The organism is Rhodococcus sp. IEGM1339 (genome assembly GCF_050321925.1).
Classification (GTDB): domain Bacteria; phylum Actinomycetota; class Actinomycetes; order Mycobacteriales; family Mycobacteriaceae; genus Rhodococcus; species Rhodococcus pyridinivorans.
This window is the reverse complement of record NZ_JBNQFT010000032.1, coordinates 20,142-43,083: the sequence shown is the minus strand read 5'-3', so window position 1 is coordinate 43,083 and position 22,942 is coordinate 20,142. Positions and strand designations below refer to the sequence as shown.

11 protein-coding genes are annotated in these 22,942 nt (G+C 69.7%); 6 read left to right on the top strand and 5 right to left on the bottom strand.

The genetic code is table 11. From position 1 onward, the window contains the following. The first annotated feature begins 107 nt into the window (after positions 1-107). Positions 108-7,553: a non-ribosomal peptide synthetase gene (locus ACQR3U_RS21665; RefSeq protein ID WP_230811433.1), complete on the top strand. Its 7,446-nt coding sequence runs from the start codon at positions 108-110 to the stop codon at positions 7,551-7,553. Continuing rightward, positions 7,477-12,708 carry a non-ribosomal peptide synthetase gene (locus ACQR3U_RS21660; RefSeq protein WP_230811434.1) on the top strand — a complete coding sequence of 1,744 codons (5,232 nt, stop codon included), beginning with the start codon at positions 7,477-7,479 and terminating at the stop codon, positions 12,706-12,708. Before ACQR3U_RS21665 ends, ACQR3U_RS21660 begins: the two co-directional genes overlap by 77 nt. On the opposite strand, the gene ACQR3U_RS21655 is transcribed toward ACQR3U_RS21660, so the two are convergent. Beyond that, positions 12,687-13,358, bottom strand: a complete 672-nt coding sequence (locus ACQR3U_RS21655; RefSeq protein WP_006551536.1) for a TVP38/TMEM64 family protein — start codon at positions 13,356-13,358, stop codon at positions 12,687-12,689. The genes ACQR3U_RS21660 and ACQR3U_RS21655 overlap by 22 nt on opposite strands. Before the next feature lie 278 nt (positions 13,359-13,636). Between ACQR3U_RS21655 and ACQR3U_RS21650 the strand changes: the two genes are divergently transcribed. The 4 genes from ACQR3U_RS21650 (at position 13,637) to ACQR3U_RS21635 (ending at position 19,412) form a co-directional block, all read left to right on the top strand. After that, a complete protein-coding gene (locus ACQR3U_RS21650; protein WP_033096641.1) occupies positions 13,637-15,502 on the top strand; it encodes a methylmalonyl-CoA mutase family protein in 1,866 nt (621 codons plus the stop codon). Continuing rightward, positions 15,503-17,749, top strand: coding sequence for a methylmalonyl-CoA mutase (gene scpA / locus ACQR3U_RS21645; RefSeq protein WP_006551538.1), 2,247 nt, complete (start codon positions 15,503-15,505; stop codon positions 17,747-17,749). It begins immediately after the preceding gene. A 7-nt stretch (positions 17,750-17,756) separates the two neighbouring features. Next, positions 17,757-18,806, top strand: a complete 1,050-nt coding sequence (gene meaB / locus ACQR3U_RS21640) for a methylmalonyl Co-A mutase-associated GTPase MeaB (protein ID WP_230811432.1) — start codon at positions 17,757-17,759, stop codon at positions 18,804-18,806. A 186-nt stretch (positions 18,807-18,992) separates the two neighbouring features. Continuing rightward, positions 18,993-19,412, top strand: coding sequence for a lysoplasmalogenase (locus tag ACQR3U_RS21635; RefSeq protein WP_230811431.1), 420 nt, complete (start codon positions 18,993-18,995; stop codon positions 19,410-19,412). Here the strand turns inward: ACQR3U_RS21635 and ACQR3U_RS21630 are convergent. The 4 genes from ACQR3U_RS21630 to ACQR3U_RS21615 form a co-directional block, all read right to left on the bottom strand. After that, complete coding sequence (locus tag ACQR3U_RS21630; RefSeq protein WP_024100846.1) at positions 19,394-19,651, bottom strand: hypothetical protein; 258 nt, start codon at positions 19,649-19,651, stop codon at positions 19,394-19,396. The genes ACQR3U_RS21635 and ACQR3U_RS21630 overlap by 19 nt on opposite strands. Positions 19,652-19,940: 289 nt before the next feature. Beyond that, positions 19,941-20,978 (bottom strand): sulfite exporter TauE/SafE family protein, encoded by a 1,038-nt coding sequence (locus ACQR3U_RS21625; RefSeq protein WP_230811430.1) that lies wholly within the window; start codon positions 20,976-20,978, stop codon positions 19,941-19,943. Between the two features lie 293 nt (positions 20,979-21,271). After that, a complete protein-coding gene (locus tag ACQR3U_RS21620; protein WP_230811429.1) occupies positions 21,272-22,507 on the bottom strand; it encodes a saccharopine dehydrogenase family protein in 1,236 nt (411 codons plus the stop codon). A gap of 14 nt (positions 22,508-22,521) precedes the next feature. Next, the gene (locus ACQR3U_RS21615; RefSeq protein ID WP_006551544.1) at positions 22,522-22,902 is read right to left on the bottom strand and encodes a DUF2784 domain-containing protein; all 381 of its coding nucleotides are present in this window, start codon (positions 22,900-22,902) and stop codon (positions 22,522-22,524) included. Positions 22,903-22,942 lie beyond the last annotated feature (40 nt).

The window sequence follows — 22,942 nt, the reverse complement described above, 5'->3', positions numbered from 1 at the left end:
GACACCACATCCGACAACCGCCGATCCGAGACCGGCTTCACCCATCCACTCCGAGGCACACCTCATCGTAACGCAAACCCCCCTAACTGAACGGTATTGTCGTCAACGTGGTTCCCCTGCGGATCCGGGTGGATCCGAGCGAACCTGTCGAGGATCTCGTCCGGCGGATGCAGGTCGAGCTCGTCGGAGCCCTCCGACACCAGGCGTGCGGACTCGACGACATCCGCCGGGCGACATCCGAACCGGTGTCCCGCTTCTCGGTCCCCCTGGTCAACGTCATGCTGTTCGATCAGCAACCCGTACTGGGCGACATCGTGGGAACACCACATGTCCTGTCGCGCGGGCCCGTCGGGGACCGGTTGATCACCGTCCACCGCCGCAGTGTGCCGGTCGGCACCGTGATCGAATTCCGGGCGAATCCGAACCGATACGAGGAGAACGAGATACAGGCGCAGTGCATCTGTTTCACCGAGATCCTCGAGCAGTTCGTCGCAGCCGACCCTCGAACGCCGGTCGGTTCGATCCACCCGCCGAGCGCCGGAGCGGCCGCACCTCGTTACCGGCGGAACACCGTGCTCGATCACTGGCGGCATCTTCTGGCCGGTGCACCTACCCCGCCCGCCCTGTCACCGTCCACGCAGGCACCTGCCGGTGGACGGGCGGGCAACGCGGGATCTGCTTCGGCGTGGGCGCAGTTCGTCCATCCCCTCGGCATCGGACCGGGTCGAGCGAGCGCCGAATGTGCCGACGATCGTGTCCCGATCCTGCAGGCTGCCACCGCGATCCTCGTCGCCAGGTCGAGTGGTATCGACGAGCCGTTCCGAGATCTCCTCGAGGACATCTCCCGGGGGACTCGGGACGCTCTCGCACACGCCGACATACCTGCCGCGACACTGCTCGACGCGCTGGCGCCGACACGGAACGGATCGCGCGCCCCACTCTTCCGCGTCACCGTCGAAGGACGGGGCGATGCGGACAGGGAGGTGGAGAACGCCGTCCTCGGCGACGTCGGCCTGCGTATCGATCTGGAGCGTCCGCGATCCGGCGACGGTGCCGGGCGCGAGTCGACGTCCACGGACGTGCTCCGCATCCGATACGCCACGGACGTCTACACCGCGCCGACCGTCGAGCGCATCGCCCGCCGACTGGAACGTATCCTCCTGACGGTCGAAGAGGATCCGGAGATACGGGTCGGCGACATCGATCTGCTCGACGCAGCCGAACGGACCGCACTCGCTCCCGTGACGGGTCCGCCGCCGGTGACCGAACGCCTGCTGCCGGAAATCCTCACCGACGCTGCACTCCGCACCCCCGCGGCCACCGCAGTGTCGTGCGGCGAGACCCGGATCGACTACCGGGAACTCGACGAACGATCGAATCGGCTGGCCCGCATGCTCGTCGAGCGCGGCGCAGGACCGGAACGTTTCGTCGCGATCGGCATGGCCCGGTCCGTCGACTCGATCGTCTCGATCTGGGCCGTGGCGAAGACGGGCGCGGCCTTCGTCCCGGTGGACCCCGCCTATCCACCCGTCCGGATCGAGTACATGCTGCGCGACTGCGGCGCCGTGCTCGGACTCACCACTACCGGCGAACGGTCCCTGCTTCCCGGCACCGTGCCGTGGACCGCGGTCGACGATCCGGAGGTGGTCACGGAGACGACGCGATACACCGGGTCTCCGGTGACCGAGACGGACCGGTGCGCGCCCGCGCGTTCGGATCAACCCGCCTACCTCATCTACACCTCCGGATCGACGGGACAGCCGAAAGGCGTGGTCGTCACCCACGGGGGACTGTCGAACCTCGTCGCGCACACCCGCACCCTCGCCGACCACGACGCGCGGGTCTGGCACGGGACATCCCCGAGCTTCGACCTGGCGGTACTGGAGTTGCTCGTGGCGTTCGGCTCGGCGGTGCACCTGGTGATCGGCCCGCCCGATGCGTCCGCCGGTGACGACCTCGCACATGCATTGCGCGCCGAGCGGATCACCCACTTCTGCACCACTCCTGCGGTCCTTGCAACGATCGATCCGGCGGTCCCCGAGGACCTGTCCTTCGTGAGCGTCGGCGGTGAGGACTGCCCGGCATGGCTCGTGGAGAAATGGGCGCCGGACCGCCGCATGGTCAACGGGTATGGGCCGAGCGAGATCACCGTGCAGATGGCGTCGGAGGACCTCGTGCCCGGCAGACCGGTCACCGCAGGCACTCTCGGACCCGGATTCCGGTCCGTCGTGCTCGACACACGCCTGAATCCGGTGCCGCCCGGGGTGATCGGCGAGCTGTATCCGGCAGGACCTGCCCTGGCGCGGGGATACCACCGGCGACCGGGGACGACGGCGACGCGGTTCGTCGCCGATCCGTTCGGGCCGGCGGGGTCGCGGATGTACCGCACCGGCGATCTCGTGCGGTGGTCGACGAACGACGACAGCGCAGAGAACGACAGCGCAGCGGCCACCTCGGGTCTGCGGCTGATCTACGCGGGGCGCGCCGACCTGCAGGTCAAGGTGAGGGGGCGGCGCATCGAACTCGGCGAAGTGGAAGCAGCACTGCTCCGCCACCCCGACGTCGAGCAGGCCGCGGCGGTGGTCCGGCGCGAGACCGGATCCGACCGGGTCGTGGCGTACGTGGTGCCGCGCACCGGTTCGGTCCCGGATGCCTCGACGATTCGTGATGCGCTCGCGGCGGAACTCCCGGATTTCATGGTCCCGGCTGCGGTGGTGCCGCTGGCAACTATGCCGATCACGGCCAACGGCAAGCTGGACCGTGCCGCGCTGCCGGCCCCGGACCGCCGGGGCGTGCTCCATCGTCCTCCGCGCACGGGGCTGGAACGGACTCTCACGGGGGTCTTCGCGGACGTTCTGCATCTGTCCCCGGATCGGGTCGGCGCCGACGACAACTTCTTCGAACTCGGAGGCGATTCCCTGTCGGCGACCGGCGTCGTGGCGGGGATCCGGTCCGCACTGCACGTCGAAGCACCCATCAGGATGCTCTTCGAAGCACCGACGGTCGCCGAGCTGGCACCGCGCCTCGCGGAGTGCGGTGTCGCCCGGACGCCGTTGACACCCCGACGCCGGCCGGACCGGATCCCGTTGTCCTACGCGCAGTCCCGGTTGTGGTTCATCCACCGTTACGAAGGTCCGTCGCCGACCTACAACATCCCCATGGCGGCACGCCTGACCGGACGGGTGGACATCGACGCGATGAGGGCGGCATTCGCCGATGTCGTGGCACGCCACGAGTCCCTGCGCACGGTCTTCGAGGAATCCGACGGAGTCGCCTTCCAGCGCATCCTGCCGGTCGAGCGGACCTCATTGTCGCTGCCTGTGCAGGCAGTGACCGCCGACGAGGAGCACGCGGCCGTGCGCGCCGAGGCGCGGCGGCCCTTCGACCTGTCCACCGACATTCCGGTGCGGGCCACACTGCTGCGGACCGGTTCCGACGACCACGTGCTGGTGCTCGTGCTGCACCACATCGCCGGCGACGGCGCGTCGATGGTGCCGCTGGTGCGCGACATGCTGCTGGCATACGCGGCCCGGTCGGCAGGGACCGAACCACGGTGGGATCCATTGCTGGTGCAGTACGCCGACTACACCCTGTGGCAACGGGACGTGCTGGGGGACGAGGACGAGACGGGAAGCATCCTGCACAGGCAGTTCTCCTACTGGCGAGAAGAACTCGCCGAGGTCCCGGAATGCCTTTCTCTTCCGCTCGACCGTCCCCGCCCCGCAGTGCAGTCCTTCCGCGGTGGCCGGGTGGAGTTCACGATCCCCGCGGAGCTGCGCCTCGCGGCGGACGACCTGGCTGCCGAGCACGGGGCCACCGCGTCGATGGTCTTCCAGTCGGCACTCGTGGTGCTCCTGCACAAGCTCGGTGCGGGAGACGACATCACGATCGGTGGTCCGGTGGCCGGGCGGACCGATGAGGCTCTCGCCGATCTCGTCGGATTCTTCGTCAACACCTGGGTGCTGCGCGTGGACGGCATCACCGGACGATGGACGCTCGCCGATGTCCTCGACCGCGTGCGGGCCAAGGCGCTGGCCGCCTACGAGAACCAGGACGCGCCCTTCGAACGGTTGGTGGAACTGCTCGCCCCGGCGCGCTCGACCGCCCATCACCCGCTGTTCCAGGTCGCATTCGCATTGCAGAACAACCCGCTGCCGAGCCTGGACCATCCGGACATCCACGTCGAGATGCTGCCCGTCGCGACCGACATCGCGCGGTTCGACCTGTACATCAGCGTGTCGGAGCGCGCGTCCGCCGAGGACGACGGGCTGCTCGGCAGCATCGAATACGCGAGCGATCTGTTCGAGCGCGACACCGTCGAACGATTCGCGGACCGGTATCTCCGTGTCCTCGACTCCCTCGTGAGTTCGCCGCACCGACGGGTCGACGCTGTCGACCTGCTCGATCGATCGGAGCGCGACCTGCTCCTCGACGCGTGGAACGGCCCGGCTGCCACCACCGATGACCGGACGGTTCCGGCCGTGCTCGCCGAACGGGTCGCGGCGACACCGGACGCACCGGCGCTGACCAGCGTCGCCGGCCGATGGACCTACCGCGACCTCGATGCCCGGGCCAACCGGCTGGCTCGTCTGCTTGTCGAGTTGGGTGTGGGGCCCGAGTCCGTGGTGGTCGTCGCCCTGGATCGGTCCCCGGCACTGGTCGTCGCTCTTCTCGCGGTGTCGGCGGCGGGTGGCGCCTATCTGCCGTTGGACCCCGCCTATCCGAGCGAACGCACCGCCTTCGTCCTCGCCGACGCCGCGCCCCGCGTGCTGGTCACCGACAGTCGATTCACCTCACATGCGACCCCCGCCGTCGTCGTGGTCGTCGACGAGGCGGGCCGCCCGACGTCCCACGCCCTGCCCGACGATGCGCGACCGCTCACCGACTTCGACAGGATCGCGCTGCTGCACCCGTCGAACACGGCGTACACGATCTACACGTCCGGTTCCACGGGTGTCCCGAAGGGCGTGGCCGTCACGCATCGGAATCTCGTGCACCTCGTCGAGCACGGATGGACCGGTTCGCGACCGCGACACCGGATGTCGCTGGTGTCCTCACCGGGTTTCGACGCGTCGGTGTACGAGATCTGGCCCGCCCTGAAAGGCGGTACCGAACTGGTGCTCGCGCCACCCGGTCTGCTCGATCCGTCGACGGTCGCGCGGATGATCTCCGAACACGGTGTGACGACGATGTTCGTCCCGACACCGCTGTTCCACGCCCTCGCCGACCCCGCCGTCGTTCCGGAGCGGGTGTGGGACGGTGTGGACCAGGTGGTCACGGCCGGTGACGTGCTGTCCCCGGAGGTCGCACGCCGCTTTCACGAATCGCATCCCTCGACGCTGCTCGTCAACGCGTACGGACCGACGGAAACGACGGTGTGCGCGACGATGTACCTCGTCGAGGACGCGTTCGCCCGCGGATATCCCGGTCGTCCGGCCACGACCGCGGCACGATTCGTGGCATCTCCGTTCGGCGGGCCGGGGGAGCGGATGTACCGCACCGGCGACGTCGTGCGGTGGATCCGCTCGACGAGCGATGCCGAGGGCCCGGGTGGGCACCTGGAATTTGTGGGCCGCTGCGACGATCAGGTCAAGGTCCGCGGCTTCCGGGTCGAACCCGGTGAGATCGAAGCGGTCCTGGGTGCGCATCCGGCGGTGGCCCGCGCCGCCGTGGTCGTGCGGGAGACTCCGGGCCACCACGAGACCGGACGACTGGTCGCGTATGTGGTGCTCGACCGGGAACAGACACTGCTCGCCGACCCGACCCGCGCGACCGGCACCGTCGAGCGGTGGAGGGCACTGTACGACGACGTGTACTCCGCGCCGCCGCCCGAGGACAGCGGCGACACCGGCGCCTTCGCGGGCTGGAACGCCACCGACACCGGGCAGCCCATCCCGGTCGAGCAGATGTGGGACTGGCGCGACGCCGCAGTGCGGGCCGTGCGGCGGTTCCGGCCCCGGCGTCTGCTCGAGATCGGCGTGGGCTCCGGTCTCCTGCTCCGAGAACTGGCCCCCGACTGTGCCGAGTACTGGGGCACGGACTTCTCGGCCCCGACGCTCGAGACGCTGCACTCCGCCGTGCGATCGCAGCCGTGGGCCGATCGGGTGACGTTGAGGACGCAACCGGCGCACGCGACCGAGGGGTTGCCCCAGCGGTACTTCGACACCGTCGTGCTCAATTCTGTGATCCAGTACTTCCCGGATGCGGCGTATCTGCTCGAGGTGCTCCGGAAGATCCTGCCGCTGCTCGCACCCGGCGGATCGATCCATCTCGGCGATGTCCGGAACCAGGCGCTGCTGCCGCACTTCGCCGCCGCTGTGGAACTCGCCCGTGCCCACGGCACCGAGACCGCGGACACGATCCGCGAACGCGTCCGCCGTGCCGCGCTCTCCGAACGGGAACTGCTGCTCGCCCCCGAGTTCTTCGCCGGTCTGCTCCGTCGTCTGCCCGGTGTCACCGGGGTCGACATCGAACTCGGCCGGATGCGGACGGCCAACGAACTCGGCCTGTACCGCTACAGCGTGGTGCTGCACACCGGTACCGGACCCAGGTCGCTCGCCGATGTTCCGTGCCGGACCTGGGCGGGATTCGGAACACTCGCCGCGTTCGCCGACCGGCTACGGACCGACCGTCCCGACGCCCTGCGCGTGACCGGCGTACCTCACACCGCCCTGCAGTCCGTGATCGCCGCGACGACCTCCCTCGATGCGATGCCCGGCCACACGCTCGTACCGGAACCGGACCTCCGGCCACGATCGGACGGCATCGGTCCTGCGGACTTCGATCTGCTCGGCGCCGAACTCGGCTACCGGGTGGCCGTGACGTGGTCGCAGGAACCGGGATCGATGGAGGTGATCGTCTTCCGCGACGACCCGGACGACGAGGCCGATGCAGCGCTGACCGATGTGTACCGTCCGGCCGATGACATCGGCAGCCTCGCCCGCTATGTCAACGACCCCGCCGCAGAGGAGCGACTCGACGACGTCCGTCGCTTCGTCCGAGAGCGGTTGCCCGACTACATGGTTCCGGCCGCGTTCGTCCACATGGCCGACCTGCCGGTGACGGTGCACGGCAAACTCGACCGCCGCGCGCTGCCGGCCCCGGAGGTCGCGACGCGGAGCGACAGCTACATCGCACCGACCACCGACACCGAACGGGCCCTCGCTCGGGTGTTCGCCGACGTGCTCGGCGTCGACCGGGTGGGAACACAGGATTCGTTCTTCGCTCTCGGCGGCGATTCGATCATGTCGATCCAGCTGGTCGCGCGGGCCAAAGCTGAGGGACTGGTGCTCTCGCCCCGAGATGTGTTCGAACACAAGACCGTTGTAGCGCTTGCCGCGGCGGTCACCCCTGGCCGGACGGGCCGAGATGACGCTCGAGGAACTGCCGGGTGGTGGCGTCGGCGACGTTCCGCTCACCCCGATACTGCGGTGGCTGGTCGGGCACGGCCGAACGTATCCGGGCTTCTGCCAATCGGTGTCGGTTCCGCTGCCGGATCGACTCCGCGAGGCCGACCTTCTCGCGGCCCTGCAGGCGGTCGTGGATCGGCATGACATGCTGCGGGCGCGGCTCCACGCGGAGCCCGGAACGCCTGACGCGCTGCATCTCGAGACACGGCCCATCGGATCCGTCTCGGCGTCGTCGATCCTGCGTCACGTCCGGGTCGACGACCTCACGGGGCCCGAATTCACCGCGATCGCCGCCGCCGAGCACGCTGCCGCGACCGGACGGTTGGATCCCGGCAGGGGAGTGATGTTGCAGGCGGTGCGATTCGAGGCGGGACCCGCGTCGCGGCTGTTGCTCGTGGCACATCATGCCGTGATCGACGGTGTCTCCTGGCGGATCCTGCTGGGCGACCTCGCTGCTGCGGCGGCTCGACTCGAACACGGACTCGACCCGGATCCCGCACCGACGGGCACCTCGATGCGCCGCTGGGCGCACGGTCTCGTCGAGGTCACCCGCCGCGGCACGCGCGCGGCCGAACTACCGTTCTGGATCTCGACCCTGTCGGGTCCTGATGCGCTGCTCGGCGCCAGAGAGCTGGACCCCGCGGTCGACGTCGGGGCCACCGTCGACACCGTCACCGTCGAGGTTCCCGCTCCCGCGACCACCGCGCTGCTGAGCGTCCTCCCGGTGGCCTTCCACGGGAGCATCGTGGACGGTCTCCTCGCAGCCCTGGCCGGAGCCGTCGTCGCGCAGCGCGCCGAGCGCGGGATCGACCTCGCTCGGGTGCTCGTGGCGTTGGAAGGGCACGGCCGGGAGGAGCAGGTCGTGCCGGGAGCCGATCTGTCCCGGACGGTCGGATGGTTCACCGCGGCCTATCCGGTGCGACTGGACCTGAACGGTATCGACGTGGAGGCCGTGGAACGCGGCGGCACCGCCGCGGGAACCGCGATCAAGACCGTCAAGGAACACCTGCGTGCCGTTCCCGACCATGGGATCGGATACGGGATGCTGCGGTATCTCGACGACGAGGGCCGCGCCGCGCTCGAACCCCTGCCGGCACCCCGGCTCGCCTTCAACTTCCACGGCCGGAGCACGCTGCCGGACGCCGTCACGGACATCGACTTCGGCGGTGGCCTCGATCCCGCTCAGCCGGTACCGGCGGTGATCTCCGTCAACGCCATGGTCGTCGACACCGCTGACGGTCCGGTGCTGCGCGCGGATCTCGCCTATGCGACCGGGGTCATCGCCCGCCCGGAGGTGTCGGATCTGGCCGAACGGTGGCGACGCATGCTGAGCGGCCTCGCCCGTCACGTCGCCGAACCGGGCGCGGGAGGGCACACCCCGTCGGATCTGCCGCTGGCCCCGTTGAGCCAGGAGCGCCTCGACGAGCTCGAGCGCCGTTATCCCGGCCTCGAGGACGTATGGCCTCTCACCCCCTTGCAGACCGGCTTCCTGTTCCATGCCCTCCGGAACGATTCGATCGACGCGTACACGGTGCAACTGACCCTGCACCTGGGCGGTGTCGTCGATCCGCGACGCCTCCGGCGGGCGGTGGCCGCCCTGGCGGCGCGGCATCCGAACCTGCGGGTGAACTTCGTCTTCGACGGGGAGTCCCCGCCCGTGCAGGTCGTGCAGGCGTCGGTCGAACTGCCGTTGTGTGAGCGGGATCTGAGCGATCTGGACCCCGAGGATCGTGTGGTGGCACTGGTCCGACTGCAGACCGAGGACCGGACGCAGCGTTTCGACACGGCGCACGGACCGCTGGTGCGCCTGAGCCTGATCAGGATGAGACCGGACGATCACCGGCTGGTGTTCACCAACCACCACATCCTGCTCGACGGTTGGTCGGCGCCGTTGCTGCTGAAGGAACTCCTCGTGCTGTACGGCACCGAGGCGGACACCGGGGTTCTCCCGCCGGTACGTCCCTACCGGGACTACGTGCGGTGGCTCGTGCAGCAGGACCCGGCGCCCGCGCGCGACGCCTGGTCGCGGTATCTGGCCGGTCCGGATCGGCCCACGCTGGTCGCCCCGGACGCCGAGCAGTCCTCCGTGCAGGCCCTGTCCGAGGAGACCACACGGGCGCTCGATCCTGCGGACACCCGGCGCCTGGAGGCCTTCGTCCGGGACCGCGGACTCACCGTCGGCACGGTGGTGCAGGTCGCGTGGGGGATCGTGCTGGCGAAGCTCACCTCGCAGCGCGACGTCGTGTTCGGATCGACCGTCTCCGGGCGGCCCGCGGAGGTCGACGGGGTCGAGGAGATGATCGGCCTGTTCGTCAACACGGTTCCCGTGCGGGTCCGGCTCGACCCGTACGAGACGCTCGCCGTGCTCGTCGAGCGAATCCGTGCCGAGCAGACCGCGCTGCTCGACCGGCATCACCTCGGCCTCACCGAGATCCAGCAGGTCGCCGGACCTGCCGCCGGGTTCGACACCCTGACGGTGTTCGAGTCGTATCCGGTCGACCGTGCGGCTCTGTCCGACGCGGTCGACATCGCGGGCATGCAGGTGCGCGAGGTCACCGGACCCGATTCCGGCCACTATCCGCTGACCCTCATCGCACACGTCGACGACGCGCTGCGGCTGCGACTGAGTTACCGTCCGGACCTGTTCGACGGGGCCGCGGCCGACGCGATCGTGTCGCAGGTCGCCCAGGTCCTCGAGGCCGTCGTCGACCGGCCGGAGGTGCCGCTCGGCCGCCTCCGCCTGTTCGGGGACGAGGTGCCGGTCGTGTCCGCTCCCGGCACCGCCCCTTCACGGATGTGGACGGAGATCCTCGACGACTGGATGTCACGGTCCCCGGAGTCCGTCGCCGTCGTCGATGCGGGCAGGCAGTGGACCTACGCGGAGCTGGACGAGCGGGTCGAGCGGCTCGCACATCTGCTCGTCTCCCGCGGAGCAGTACCGGAGACCACCATCCTGGTGGCGATCCGGCGATCGTTCCTGCGGGTCGTCGCGATGCTCGCCGTCGTCCGCGCCGGTGCCGTCTACGTGCCCGCCGACCCCGACCAACCCCGCGACCGCGTCACCGCGATGATCCGGACGGTCACACTGCTCTGCTTGCTCGTCGACGGACCCGAACCGGCGGTGCCCGACGGGGTATCCGTCGTGCCCGTCCGGGACCTCGACCTCGACGGTGCGCCGGCAACGCCGGTGCCGGATATCAACCGCCGCGTGCCGGTTCGCGCCGACAACACGGCGTACGTGATCTTCACGTCCGGATCGACGGGCACGCCGAAGGCCGTGACCGTGACCCATCGCGGTATCGCCGAGCTGGTCGATCGGCTCTCGACGGTCGCCGACCGCGAGTCGCGTGTCGCGCAGGCGATGCTGCCGGTGTTCGATGCCTCGTTGCTGGAGACGATCGTCGCGTTCTCGGCCGGGGCGCGGCTCGTCGTGGTGCCACCCGGTATCGCCGCCGGCGACGACCTCGAGCGTGTGCTCGCCGACGAGGAGATCACGCACCTGTACACCACACCCGCGGTGCTGGCGACGCTGGATCGGGACGCGCTGCCGGCTCTGACCTTCGTGAGCGTCGGTGGCGAGGCGTGCCCGCCGTCCCTGGTGGAGACGTGGGCCCGGAGCCGTCACATGGTCAACGGCTACGGTCCGAGCGAGGCCACGGTGATGTCGAACCTGCTCGATCCGCTCGTCCCCGGCGAGAATCCCACCGTGGGACCGCCGATGCCCGGTTTCGACGAGTACCTGCTGGACTCGTACCTGCAACCCGTCGCCGGCGGCGCGGTGGGGGAGCTGTACCTCGCCGGACCGGGTCTGGCGCGAGGGTATGCGGGACAACCCGGCCTGACCGCGACGCGTTTCGTCGCCGACCCCCTCGGCGCACCGGGGCGCCGGATGTACCGCACGGGGGACCTGATGCGCTGGACCCGCACCGCGGCGGGCGCCGAGCCCGTCTACGTCGGGCGCAGTGACTTCCAGATCCAGCTGCGCGGTCTGCGCATCGAGCTCGAGGAGGTCGAGGCGGCACTGCTCCGGCATCCGGCCGTTGCCCAGGCCGTGGTCGTAGTGCGTGACGACGGTAGCGGCGACCGGCTGGTCGGATATGTGGTGCCCACCGGGACCGTTCCGATCGAGGCGCCCGAGATCCTGCATTTCGCGGCCACCGGGCTGCCGCGGTACATGGTCCCGTCGGTGATCGTCGTGCTACCGGGCCTGCCCGTCACCCCGAGCGGGAAGGTGGACAGGTCGGCGTTACCGGCGGCCGCGCCGGTCGGGGCTGCCTACCGGGCGCCGCGCACACCGACCGAAGGTGCCGTGGCCCGCGCGTTCGCCTCCGTCCTCGAACGCGACCGGATCGGGATCGACGACAACTTCTTCGACCTCGGCGGCAACTCGCTCGCCGCGACCGCCGTGGCATCGAAGCTGCGCAGCGAGCTGGGCCGGGAAGTTCCCCTGTCCCTGGTCTTCCTCGACCCCACACCGGCCGGCCTCGCGGATCGCCTCGACGAGCCGACGGCGACCACTGCTCCGACGACCGGCATGTTCGATGTGCTGATCCCCCTGCGAGGGCACGGTCACCGCCCACCGGTGTTCTGCGTACATCCCGCGATCGGCTTGTCCTGGGTGTACGCGGGACTGCTGCGCCACCTGCCGGATCGGCCGGTGTACGGGCTGCAACTGCCGTATCTCTCGGGCGGACCCCTCGACGCGACGCCCGCCGAACTGGCGCACCGCTACGTCGAGGAGATGCGGGCCGTGCAACCGCAAGGTCCCTACACCGTGCTCGGCTGGTCCCAGGGCGGACTGATCGCCCACCACATGGGTGTCGAACTGCGCGCCGCGGGGGAGACCGTCGACCTGGTCGTCCTCGATTACTACCCGCTCGAACGCGAGCGGCGTGCCCACACCCACGCGGAGCTGCTGGCGGGACTGGGCATCGAACTGCCCCACGCGACGCCGGACGAGATGACCTCCGAGCAGCTGCTCGACGCGGTGAACCGCAGTCTCGGGCACGAGACCGGACTGTCCACCGCCGACCTGGAGCGGATCCTCACGGCCTATGCGCACGTCCATCGGGCCGCGCCGACGCTCGACCTGCGATGTTTCGACGGCGACCTGCTGTTCGTCGCCGCGGCGCGATCGCTCGGCACGGACGACGGTGCGTCACCGGCCCTGTGGCGGCCGTGGGTGTCCGGCACGATCACCGAGCACACGATCGACTGCGACCATCTGGAGATGATGACCCCGGCCGCGCTCGCCGTCCTCGGTCCGATTCTGGCCGACTATCTCGTCGCCGGATCCTGATCCGGCTCGACGACGGCGTCGAGCGCCGAACCGGCGGGCTCGGGGAGTCGAGCCTCGAGCAACAGCCCGGCGAGACCGAGCGCGATGCACACCCCGGTGATCACCATCAGCCGCGGATCGGTCTGCCCGGTCAGGGCGTCGCCGAGGAGTACGACCGCCACGGTGCCCGGCAGGATGCCCACGACCGTCGCGAGTGTGTAGGGGACGAGACGGACCGCCGAGACGGCGCAGCAACAGTTCACGACGAAGAACGGGGCGGCGGCGATCAGCCGCAGGGAGCCGACCGCGAGCCATCCGCGGCGTGCCAGCCGCAGATCGATCGCTTTCGCCGCCGGGTGCGTGAGGCGCGATTCCACGGCCTTGCGTCCGACGGCCCGCACGAGCAGGAACGCCAGGACGGCGCTGACCGTGGAGGCGGCGACCGTCACGCCGATACCGACGGCACTGCCGAACAGCACGCCGGCGCTGAGGGTGAACACCGTGCGCGGAATCGGGGCGATCGTGACCAGGGCGTGGACGGCGAAGAACGCCAGGACAATTGCCGGGCCGTGCACCGATTCCGACCACTCCCGGATCTGGGCGATCGTCGGATGCGGCACCACGAGAGCTACGACGACGAGAGCCGCCACCAGGCCCAGGATGCCGAGCACTCTGCGGTCTGCGGAAAGCCTCGTCACGAGCGTCCACACTACCGGCCGGGCGGTCTCTTGCATCCCCGCGAGCAGAGTGACGAAGGCGGCACGATAACGTTCCGATCGAGGACGTCGTTATCGAGCGCTAGAAAAACTGTGGTGATCCCCACAACGATCGCGCGATGTGCGGGGATAGCATCACACCGAAGGCAACCTACCCATTTCGAGGTTGCCCACCTCCGGCCGACAACGCCGTCCGTACAAAGCCTGCAAACCCGCAGTAGGAGGAATCGCCCGTGTCATTAGCTGCAGAAGCCGAGGATGCCGCGCGCGCATATGCGCAGTGGCAGGACGCGGTGGCGGGGGTGCTGGCCAAGTCCCGACGTGTCGACCCGGCCGAACTCGGACCCGAGCCGCAGCGTCTGCTCGAGACCACGACCTACGACGACGTCACCGTCGCGCCGCTGTACGGCGTCCGCGACGAGCGCGACGAAGCGCCGCTGCCCGGTGAGTTCCCGTTCGTCCGCGGCGGCTCGTCCACGCGCGACGTCAACACCGGCTGGCTCGTCGACGTCCGGTTCACCGGCACCGACGCGGCCTCGGTCAACGAGCGCATCCTCGACGCGCTGAACAACGGCGTCAGCTCGGTGTGGCTCGGTCTCGGCGCCGGCGCGGTCCCCGTGGACGCGCTCGACACCGCGCTCAACGGTGTGCTCCTCGACCTCGCGCCGGTCCGTCTCGACGCCGGTGCCGACGCGGTCGCAGCGACCACCGCCGTGTACTCCGTGCTCGACAACCGCACCGATATCGAGGACCGCGCCGCCGTGCGCATCTTCCTCGGTGCAGCGCCGCTCACCAGCGCGTTCTCCGAGCGTCCCGACGTATCTCTCGACGAGGCCGTCGAGCTGGCACGGGCCGCCGCCGACCGCACCGAAGCGGTGCGTGCCCTCACCGTGGACGGCACCGCCTTCCACAACGCCGGTTCGTCCGACGCCGAAGAACTCGGTGCCGCGATCGCCGCCGGCCTCGATTATGTGCGAGCACTCGTCGACGCCGGGGTTCCCGTTGCGGCCGCGCTCGGTCAGCTCGAGTTCCGTCTCGCCGCGACCGACGACCAGTTCCAGACCATCGCCAAGTTCCGCGCGGGTCGTCAGGTGTGGGCGCGCGTCGCCCAGGTCGCCGGTGCCCCCGAGGCCGGCAACGCTCCGCAGCACGCCGTGACCTCCGCGGCGATGATGGCCCAGCGCGATCCGTGGGTGAACATGCTGCGCACGACCCTCGCTGCGTTCGGCGCGGGTGTCGGTGGCGCCGACGCCGTCACGGTCCTGCCGTTCGACTCCGCACTGCCGGCCGGTGTGCTCGAGGTGTCCGAGGCGTTCTCCGCCCGGATCGCCCGCAACACCCAGCTGCTGCTGCTCGAGGAGTCCAACCTCGGGCGCGTTCTCGATCCCGCCGCCGGTTCCTGGTACGTCGAGGAACTGACCGCGCAGATCGCAGAGAAGGCATGGGGCTTCTTCCAGGAGATCGAGGCGGCCGGTGGCTACCGCGCCGCTCTCGAAGCAGGGCTGATCGCCGAGCGTGTCGCGCAGACGCGTGCCCGCCGCGAGTCCGACATCGCGCACCGCACGTTCTCGGTGACCGGGGTCAACGAGTTCCCGAACCTGGCCGAGAAGCCGCTGCCGGTCGGTGTCGCCGAGGCCGGCGCGTCCGCCGCGCGGTACGCCGCACCGTTCGAGGCGCTGCGCGACCGCTCGGATGCCTACCTGGCTTCGCACGGTGCCCGCCCGCGGGTGCTGCTCGCCCCGCTCGGGCCGATCGCCGAACACAACGTACGGGCGACCTTCGCGACGAACCTGCTCGCCGCCGGTGGCATCGAAGCGGTCAATCCCGGACCGCTCGATCTCGACGCCGACCTGTCGTCCCTGGTGGGCGACACCGGAACGTCCGTCGCCGTGCTGTGCGGCACCGACACCCGCTACGGCGAGCAGGCCGGTACGGCCACCTCTGCGCTGCGTGCGGCGGGGATCACGACGGTGCTGCTGGCCGGACCCGAGAAGGCCGTGAAGGACGCGCAGGGGGACGATCGTCCGGACGGCTTCCTCACCGCGCGCATCGACGCCGTCGCCGCCCTCACCGACCTGCTGAACACTCTGGGAGCGTAAGTGAGCATCGAACACGAAATCGGCAGCTTCGCCGACGTCCCGTTGACGGACCCGGCCGCGCCGGCGCCCACCGCTCCCACCGCGGAGCAGGCCGCCGCGCTCGTCGAGTCCGTCGCCGAGGCGAACAACTACAGCACCGAAGACGTCGTGTGGTCGACGCCCGAGGGCATCGACGTCAAGCCGGTCTACACCAAGGCCGACCGCGACGCCGTCGTCGCCGAGGGCTACCCGCTCGGCAGCTACCCGGGTCTGGCCCCGTTCGTGCGCGGGCCGTACCCGACGATGTACGTGAACCAGCCGTGGACCATCCGGCAGTACGCCGGCTTCTCCACCGCCGCCGAGTCCAACGCCTTCTACCGGCGCAACCTCGCCGCCGGTCAGAAGGGCCTGTCGGTGGCCTTCGACCTGGCCACGCACCGCGGCTACGACTCCGATCACCCGCGTGTACAGGGTGACGTCGGTATGGCCGGTGTCGCGATCGACTCGATCCTCGACATGCGTCAGTTGTTCGACGGCATCGATCTGTCGCAGGTGTCGGTGTCGATGACCATGAACGGCGCGGTGCTGCCGATCCTGGCGCTGTACGTCGTGGCGGCGGAGGAGCAGGGCGTCAAGCCCGAGCAGCTGGCCGGAACCATCCAGAACGACATTCTGAAGGAGTTCATGGTCCGCAACACCTACATCTACCCGCCGAAGCCGTCGATGCGGATCATCTCCGACATCTTCGCGTACACCTCGGCGAAGATGCCGCGCTTCAACTCGATCTCGATCTCCGGCTACCACATCCAGGAAGCCGGCGCGACGGCCGACCTCGAGCTCGCGTACACCCTCGCGGACGGCATGGAGTACATCCGCGCCGGACTCGACGCCGGCATGGATGTCGACAAGTTCGCGCCGCGCCTGTCGTTCTTCTGGGCGATCGGCATGAACTTCTTCATGGAGGTCGCGAAGCTGCGCGCAGGTCGCCTGCTGTGGAGCGAGCTCGTCGAGAAGTTCGGGGCGAAGAATCCGAAGTCGAAATCGCTGCGCACCCACTCGCAGACCTCCGGCTGGTCGCTCACCGCACAGGACGTCTTCAACAACGTCGCCCGCACGTGCGTCGAGGCGATGGCCGCGACCCAGGGCCACACCCAGTCGCTGCACACCAACGCGCTCGACGAGGCGCTGGCACTGCCCACCGACTTCTCGGCGCGCATCGCCCGCAACACCCAGCTGCTGCTGCAGCAGGAGTCGGGCACCACGCGGCCCATCGACCCGTGGGGCGGCTCGCACTACGTCGAGTGGCTCACCCACGAGCTGGCCGACAAGGCCCGCGCCCACATCGCCGAGGTCGAGGCCGCCGGCGGTATGGCGCAGGCGATCTCGGAGGGCATCCCGAAGCTGCGCATCGAGGAGGCGGCCGCCCGCACCCAGGCGCGCATCGACTCCGGTCGTCAGCCCGTCATCGGCGTCAACAAGTACCAGGTGACCGAGGACCACGAGATCGAGGTCCTCAAGGTCGAGAACTCGCGTGTGCGGGCCGAGCAGCTGGCCAAGCTCGAGCAGCTGCGCGCCGACCGGGACGAGGAGGCCACCCGCGCCGCCCTCGACGCGCTCACCCGCGCCGCCGGTGCGCAGAGCCAGGGTCTCGACAACAATCTGCTCGCGCTGGCCATCGACGCGGCCCGCGCGAAGGCCACCGTCGGTGAGATCTCGGACGCCCTGGAGAAGGTCTACGGCCGTCACCAGGCCGAGATCCGTACGATCAGCGGCGTGTACCGCGACGAGGCCGGCAAGGCCACCAACATCACCGCCGCAACCGAACTGGTCGAGAAGTTCGCCGAGGAGGAGGGTCGTCGCCCCCGCATCCTCGTCGCGAAGATGGGCCAGGACGGTCACGACCGAGGCCAGAAGGTGATCGCCACGGCCTTCGCCGACCTCGGATTCGACGTCGACGTGGGACCGCTGTTCCAGACCCCCGAAGAGGTCGCCCAGCAGGCGGCCGACAACGACGTGCACGTCGTCGGCGTGTCGTCGTTGGCCGCGGGTCACCTGACGCTGGTCCCTGCCCTCAAGCAGGCGCTGGCCGAGGTGGGCCGCGAGGACATCATGATCGTCGTCGGTGGTGTCATCCCGCCGGGCGACTTCGACGAGCTCTACGCGGCGGGTGCGGCGGCGATCTTCCCGCCCGGAACCGTGATCGCGGATGCGGCGACCGGTCTGCTGACCAAGCTCGCCGCGCAGCTCGGCCACCACCTCGGAGGCTGACGTCGGCATGAGCGACTCCTCGGTCGGCGCCGCGCAGACCCGCCGACGGCAGATCGACGTCGACGCCCTCGCCGAGGCCGTGCTCGCCAACGAGCGGGCCGGCCTCGCGCGGGCCATCACGTTGGTCGAGTCGACCCGCGACGACCATCGGGAGCGGGCGCAGCAGTTGCTGCTGCGCCTGCTTCCCAACGCGGGCAACGCGATTCGTGTCGGTATCACCGGTGTGCCCGGTGTCGGCAAGTCGACCTTCATCGACGCGCTCGGCATGCATCTGCTCGAGCAGGGGCATCGGGTCGCGGTGCTGGCCGTCGACCCGTCGTCGACCCGCACGGGTGGTTCGATCCTCGGAGACAAGACACGGATGGCGCGGCTCGCGGTGCAGCGGGACGCCTACATCCGCCCGTCGCCCTCGGCCGGCACGCTCGGCGGGGTCGCGAAGGCCACCCGCGAGACGATGGTGCTGCTCGAGGCTGCCGGTTTCGACGCGATCCTTGTCGAGACCGTCGGTGTCGGACAGTCCGAGGTGACCGTCGCGAACATGGTCGACACCTTCTGCTTCCTGACCTTGGCCCGCACCGGCGACCAGCTGCAGGGCATCAAGAAGGGCGTGCTCGAACTCGCCGACCTCGTTGCCGTCAACAAGGCCGACGGGGAGTTCGAACGCGACGCGCGGGTCGCCGCCCGCGAACTCGCCGGCGCGATGCGCATGGTGCATCCGCACGACGCGATCTGGAAGCCACCGGTGATCACCATGAGCGGCATGACCGGCAATGGTCTGGACACCTTCTGGGATACCGTGCTCGAGCACAAGAAAGTGCTCACCGAGGCGGGCATGTTCGACGAGAACCGGCGCCGTCAGCAGGTGGACTGGACGTGGACGATGGTGCACGACCAGCTGTTGCGTCGTCTCGAGACCTCCCCGCGCGTGCGGGCGATCCGCAAGGACGTCGAGGCCGGGGTGCGCGACGGTTCGCTGACCGCCGCACTCGCCGCGCAACGCCTGCTCGACGCCTTCGACGGGGTGCACGACCCCGGAACGTCCGGCGAGGACTCCTGATCCCGTGAGCCGCCGCACGATCGCCGTCACCGTTCTCGGTGCGTTCGCGATCGTCGCGGCGGCTCATCTCGTTTTCAGGTTCTCGCGCCCGATTCGGCGTTCACCGACGTTTCGCAGTGGTTCCTCATTCCGCTGCTCGCGCTCGGACTCGTTCTCGTCACGTCCGCACCGCGCGACCGGCTGGTCGTGGACCTCGTCGACGGTGATGCCGCGTTCCTGGTGCTGGTGGGTCTCGTCCTGTGCGCCCAGCTCACCTACATCGTCGCGTTGCGGCCGTACCGGCGGTCGAGCGTGCTGCGGACCCGCCCATGGGTGGTCGGTCTCTACATCTTCGCAGTGTTCGCCATGGTCGCCGTGTGTGCTTCGGCGGCAGGGATTCTCGTCGTCCCGGTGGCGATCTACGCGTCGTGCGTCGGGGAGTGGTTCGAGACCGCCGGTTTCGAGGTCGCTCGCCGACGGGACGTTGCCGGATCCCGGTGGCAGGACGATCTCCACCGACCGGATCTCGTCGAGGTTGGTGACGCTGTCCGGGGTCTCCCATGCGCAGTAGACGCTGTACTCGTCCACGCCGCTCGAGGAGCGCAGGCTCAGTGCCGCTCGATGTAGGGGGCGACGGCGGGCGCGACATCGTCGCACGAGTCGAAGCGGGCGAGGATGTCGCTGCCGAGGCCGGTCGGTTCGCTGACGGTGTCGGCGTCGAAGGTGGTGGTGTCGGAGGCTGCGGAGTCGGCGTCCGAGGCGGTGTCGGAGGTGGCGTCGTCGCCGGAGGAGCACGCTCCGAGGAGCAGGGCGCCGGCGAGGGTCGCGGATGCGACGGCGTATCGGGGCAGATTCCCACGGCGCATCGTAGCGTCCGTACGAGTTGTACGTGATCTTGGTTCTGCCCGGGCGGTCGAGGGCTGCGACACCGTGCGTTACAGCCCGAGAAGCTGCTTGGCGACCGTCACGGCACTGCGGGATCGAGGACCATCGCGGCCGCCGACGGTGGTCGACACGCAGGCCTGGGGGAGTTCGACGCCGGCCGCGGTGAAGGCGGTGCCGGGCCATGTCGATCGGCATGCTGTGCGCGGATCCGCCGGCCGCTTCGATGGCGGGATCGGGAAGCACCACCGCACGCGGGCATAACAGCGGTTATCAGGCCCCGTCGGGAGTCCGTGGTGACGTGGTGGAATTCAGGCGAGTTTCGTTGTGTCCGGGCACCTCCCGAGGCTCCGGACGGGCCCCGGGGAGAGGCGTCGCGTCGGTACCTTCGAGCAGTGCCGCCGGCGTCGGCTGCGCCAGCGGTTCGAGCGAACCGCTCTTCTCCGCGGAGGTGAGGCGCGAACGCTTCCAGGACACGATCAGCAGCGTGAGCCACGCAGCGACGATGGCGAGGTAGAGCACCGTCAGCGACGCGCCGGAGAGGTCGACAGTCTTGGCGAGCTTGTGCCCGTTGGTCAGCACGATGACACCGCCGACGCCGGTACCGAGCAGCGTCGCAGGGACGCGGCTGACCAGCCAGGCCGCGACCGGCGCCGCGAGGGCACCGCCGAGCGCGAGACCGGCGACGATCACGAGATTGCCGAGGGAGTCGTGGCCGAGCCCGAACAGGAAGCCGACGCTCGCCGCGACCGCGACGAGGAACTCCGACGCGCTCACCGAACCGATCACGGTGCGCGGTGCCGTCTTACCGCGGGAGAGCAGGGTGCTGGTGGTGATCGGTCCCCAGCCGCCACCGCCGCTCGCGTCGATGAAGCCGCCGAAGAAGCCCAGCGGCGACAGGAATTTCGCGGTGTGCGGGGAGGTGCGGGCGTGGGCGACCGCAGGGGGTCGTACCGAGAAGCGCAACGCGACGTATACGCCGATGGCCAGCAGGATTCCGGCGGTCACCGGTTCGGCGGCCTCGGTGGACAGTCCCGACAGCACGGTCGCGCCGAGGAAGGCGCCGATGGCACCGGGAACACCGAGTCGCAGCACGACCTTCCAGTCGATGTTGCGGAACCGCCAGTGCGAGGCACCGGAGACGAGGGTGGTTCCGACCTCGGCGAGGTGCACGGCGGCGCTCGCGTGCGCCGGACCGACACCGCTGAACAGCAGCAGGGTGGTCGCGGTGACACCGAAGGCCATGCCGAGTGCGCCGTCGACGAGCTGCGCGCCGACACCGACGAGCGTGAAGATGAGCAGATTGAACATGCGTTGGCTCCGAAAGCTGGAAGAACCCGAAAAGTTGGACGAGCGGCGAAGCGCTCAGCAACACTCCCGGGTGCAACACAGACAATCGAAGCAGGCGCCGCGACGGGTCGGCCAGAACGGCATGAGCGCGAGACGAGCGGCCGGAGCCATCTCGGTACTCGTCGCAGCCATGGTCACGTCCTCAGGTCTCGTTCCGCGCGCGGATCGTTCGGTCCGGTCGAGCATAGCCCGTCGAAGCGACGGAGCCACACTCGGCGGGCCCGGCGCGCCGATCGGGCGCGCCGGAGGCGAGGTCAGCCGAGGCGGCGCGCGGAGATCTCGAAACCGGCCGTGCGGAGCCGTTCGGTCAGCACGTCCCCGAAGGCCACCGCGGGGGTGAGGACACCGCCACCGGCGTGCAGGGCCGCGCCGCCGAGGGCGAGCGAGAGGGCGGACTCGCCGAGCATCACGGCCGTGGCCTTGTAACCTGGGTCGCCCTGCGCGGAGAACCGCGCGGTGTAGCGGGCTCCCGATTCGGTCGAAGCGTACAGATCCACCGTGAAGTAACCGTTCTCGCGGGTCTCCTCCGACGGTCCCTCACCGGGCGCGGGCAGGAGCTTGTCGAGGACGAACCGCGTGGGCGGGAACGACAGGCCGGCGGCGAGGGCTCCCGTGCCGAGTCCGACGAGCCCGGCGAGGACGGGGGAGAGCGGTGAGGAGCCGACACTCATCACCTCCCGGTAGCGGAACCGGCGTCCGTAGGCCCAGTCGCGCAATGCGTTGCTGCGTCGCACGATGCGGGTGTTGTAGGAGGCCATCACGAACGGTGCGAGCCGCCCCGAAATCTCCGGCGCCACGGATTTGCCGTCGACGAACGCGAAGTCGTTCTGGCGACCGAGATCGGGTTCCCGAGCCCGATCGGGGGACAGCGAGTACGGGCGCGCGGCGATCTTCCGTGCGGCGGCATCCTTGCGGACCGCGTCGAGCTGTTGCCGGAGCGAATCGATGGTTCCGCCGCTCACCCCGCCGCGGAAGGAGCCGAGCACGAAGGTCGTGTCGGTGAGCGGCAGGTTGCCGTCGGCCTCCGCGGCGCGGTAGAGCGCATGGACGCCGAGGTCGGACGGGACGGAGTCGAAACCGCAGGAGTGGACTATGCGGGCGCCGGTGCGCCGGGCCACGTCGTCGAATCGGTCGATGCTCTCGCGGTGGAAGAGCACCTCGCCGGTGAGGTCGACGTAGTCGGTGCCGGCCTCGGCGCACGCCTGCACGAGCGGCAGCCCGTACGTGACGTAGGGACCGACGGTCGTGATCACCACGCGGGTGGACTCGGCGAGCGCGGTCAGCGAGGCGGGATCGTCGGCGTTCGCCTCGATTAGCCGCCAGTCGGTTCCGAGGTCGGCGGCGAGCTTCTCGAGTTTGGTGCGTGAACGTCCTGCGAGTCCGACGGCGACGCCGTCGGGGAGGTTCTCGGCGAGATAGGCGGCGGTGAGGCGCCCGACGAAGCCGGTGGCGCCGTAGATAACGATGTCGAGATCCCGGGAGACAGTCATGCCCCTCACCCTACTCAGGAGTAAGTCTCGGGGGCGACCTTCGTCACACGGATCCGGCGCCACAGCACCACCCACGAGATGAGTACGGCGAGCGCGGCGAGGGCGCGGACCGCGCCGAGCGCGGACTCCGGGTAGATCACCCCGGTGAGGTAGTGATCGATGAATCCGCTCGGCGGCAGACCTTCCTGGCCGGCCTCGCGGCGTGCCCAGTTCTCCACCGCGGTCAGCGGGCAGTCGAACCCCACGGCCACCGAGGCCGCTCCCCACACCACCGCGACGACGTGCGCGACGATCGTGCGGGGCCACCGCCACGCGAGGAAACCACCGAACGCGACGTAGAGCACGAACAGCAGATGCACGAAGGCCGTGAGGTCGGCGACCACCCGGAACGCCATGTGCCCAGGGTAGAACGAACGGCCGCGGAACGAACGCGGT

Excerpts from the sequence above, each read along its gene's own strand:
- ACQR3U_RS21630 (WP_024100846.1), bottom strand. The coding sequence starts at position 19,651 with ATGCGCCGTGGGAATCTGCCCCGATACGCCGTCGCATCCGCGACCCTC.
- ACQR3U_RS21615 (WP_006551544.1), bottom strand. The coding sequence starts at position 22,902 with ATGGCGTTCCGGGTGGTCGCCGACCTCACGGCCTTCGTGCATCTGCTG.
- ACQR3U_RS21625 (WP_230811430.1), bottom strand. The coding sequence starts at position 20,978 with ATGTTCAATCTGCTCATCTTCACGCTCGTCGGTGTCGGCGCGCAGCTC.
- ACQR3U_RS21620 (WP_230811429.1), bottom strand. The coding sequence starts at position 22,507 with ATGACTGTCTCCCGGGATCTCGACATCGTTATCTACGGCGCCACCGGC.
- meaB (WP_230811432.1), top strand. The coding sequence starts at position 17,757 with ATGAGCGACTCCTCGGTCGGCGCCGCGCAGACCCGCCGACGGCAGATC.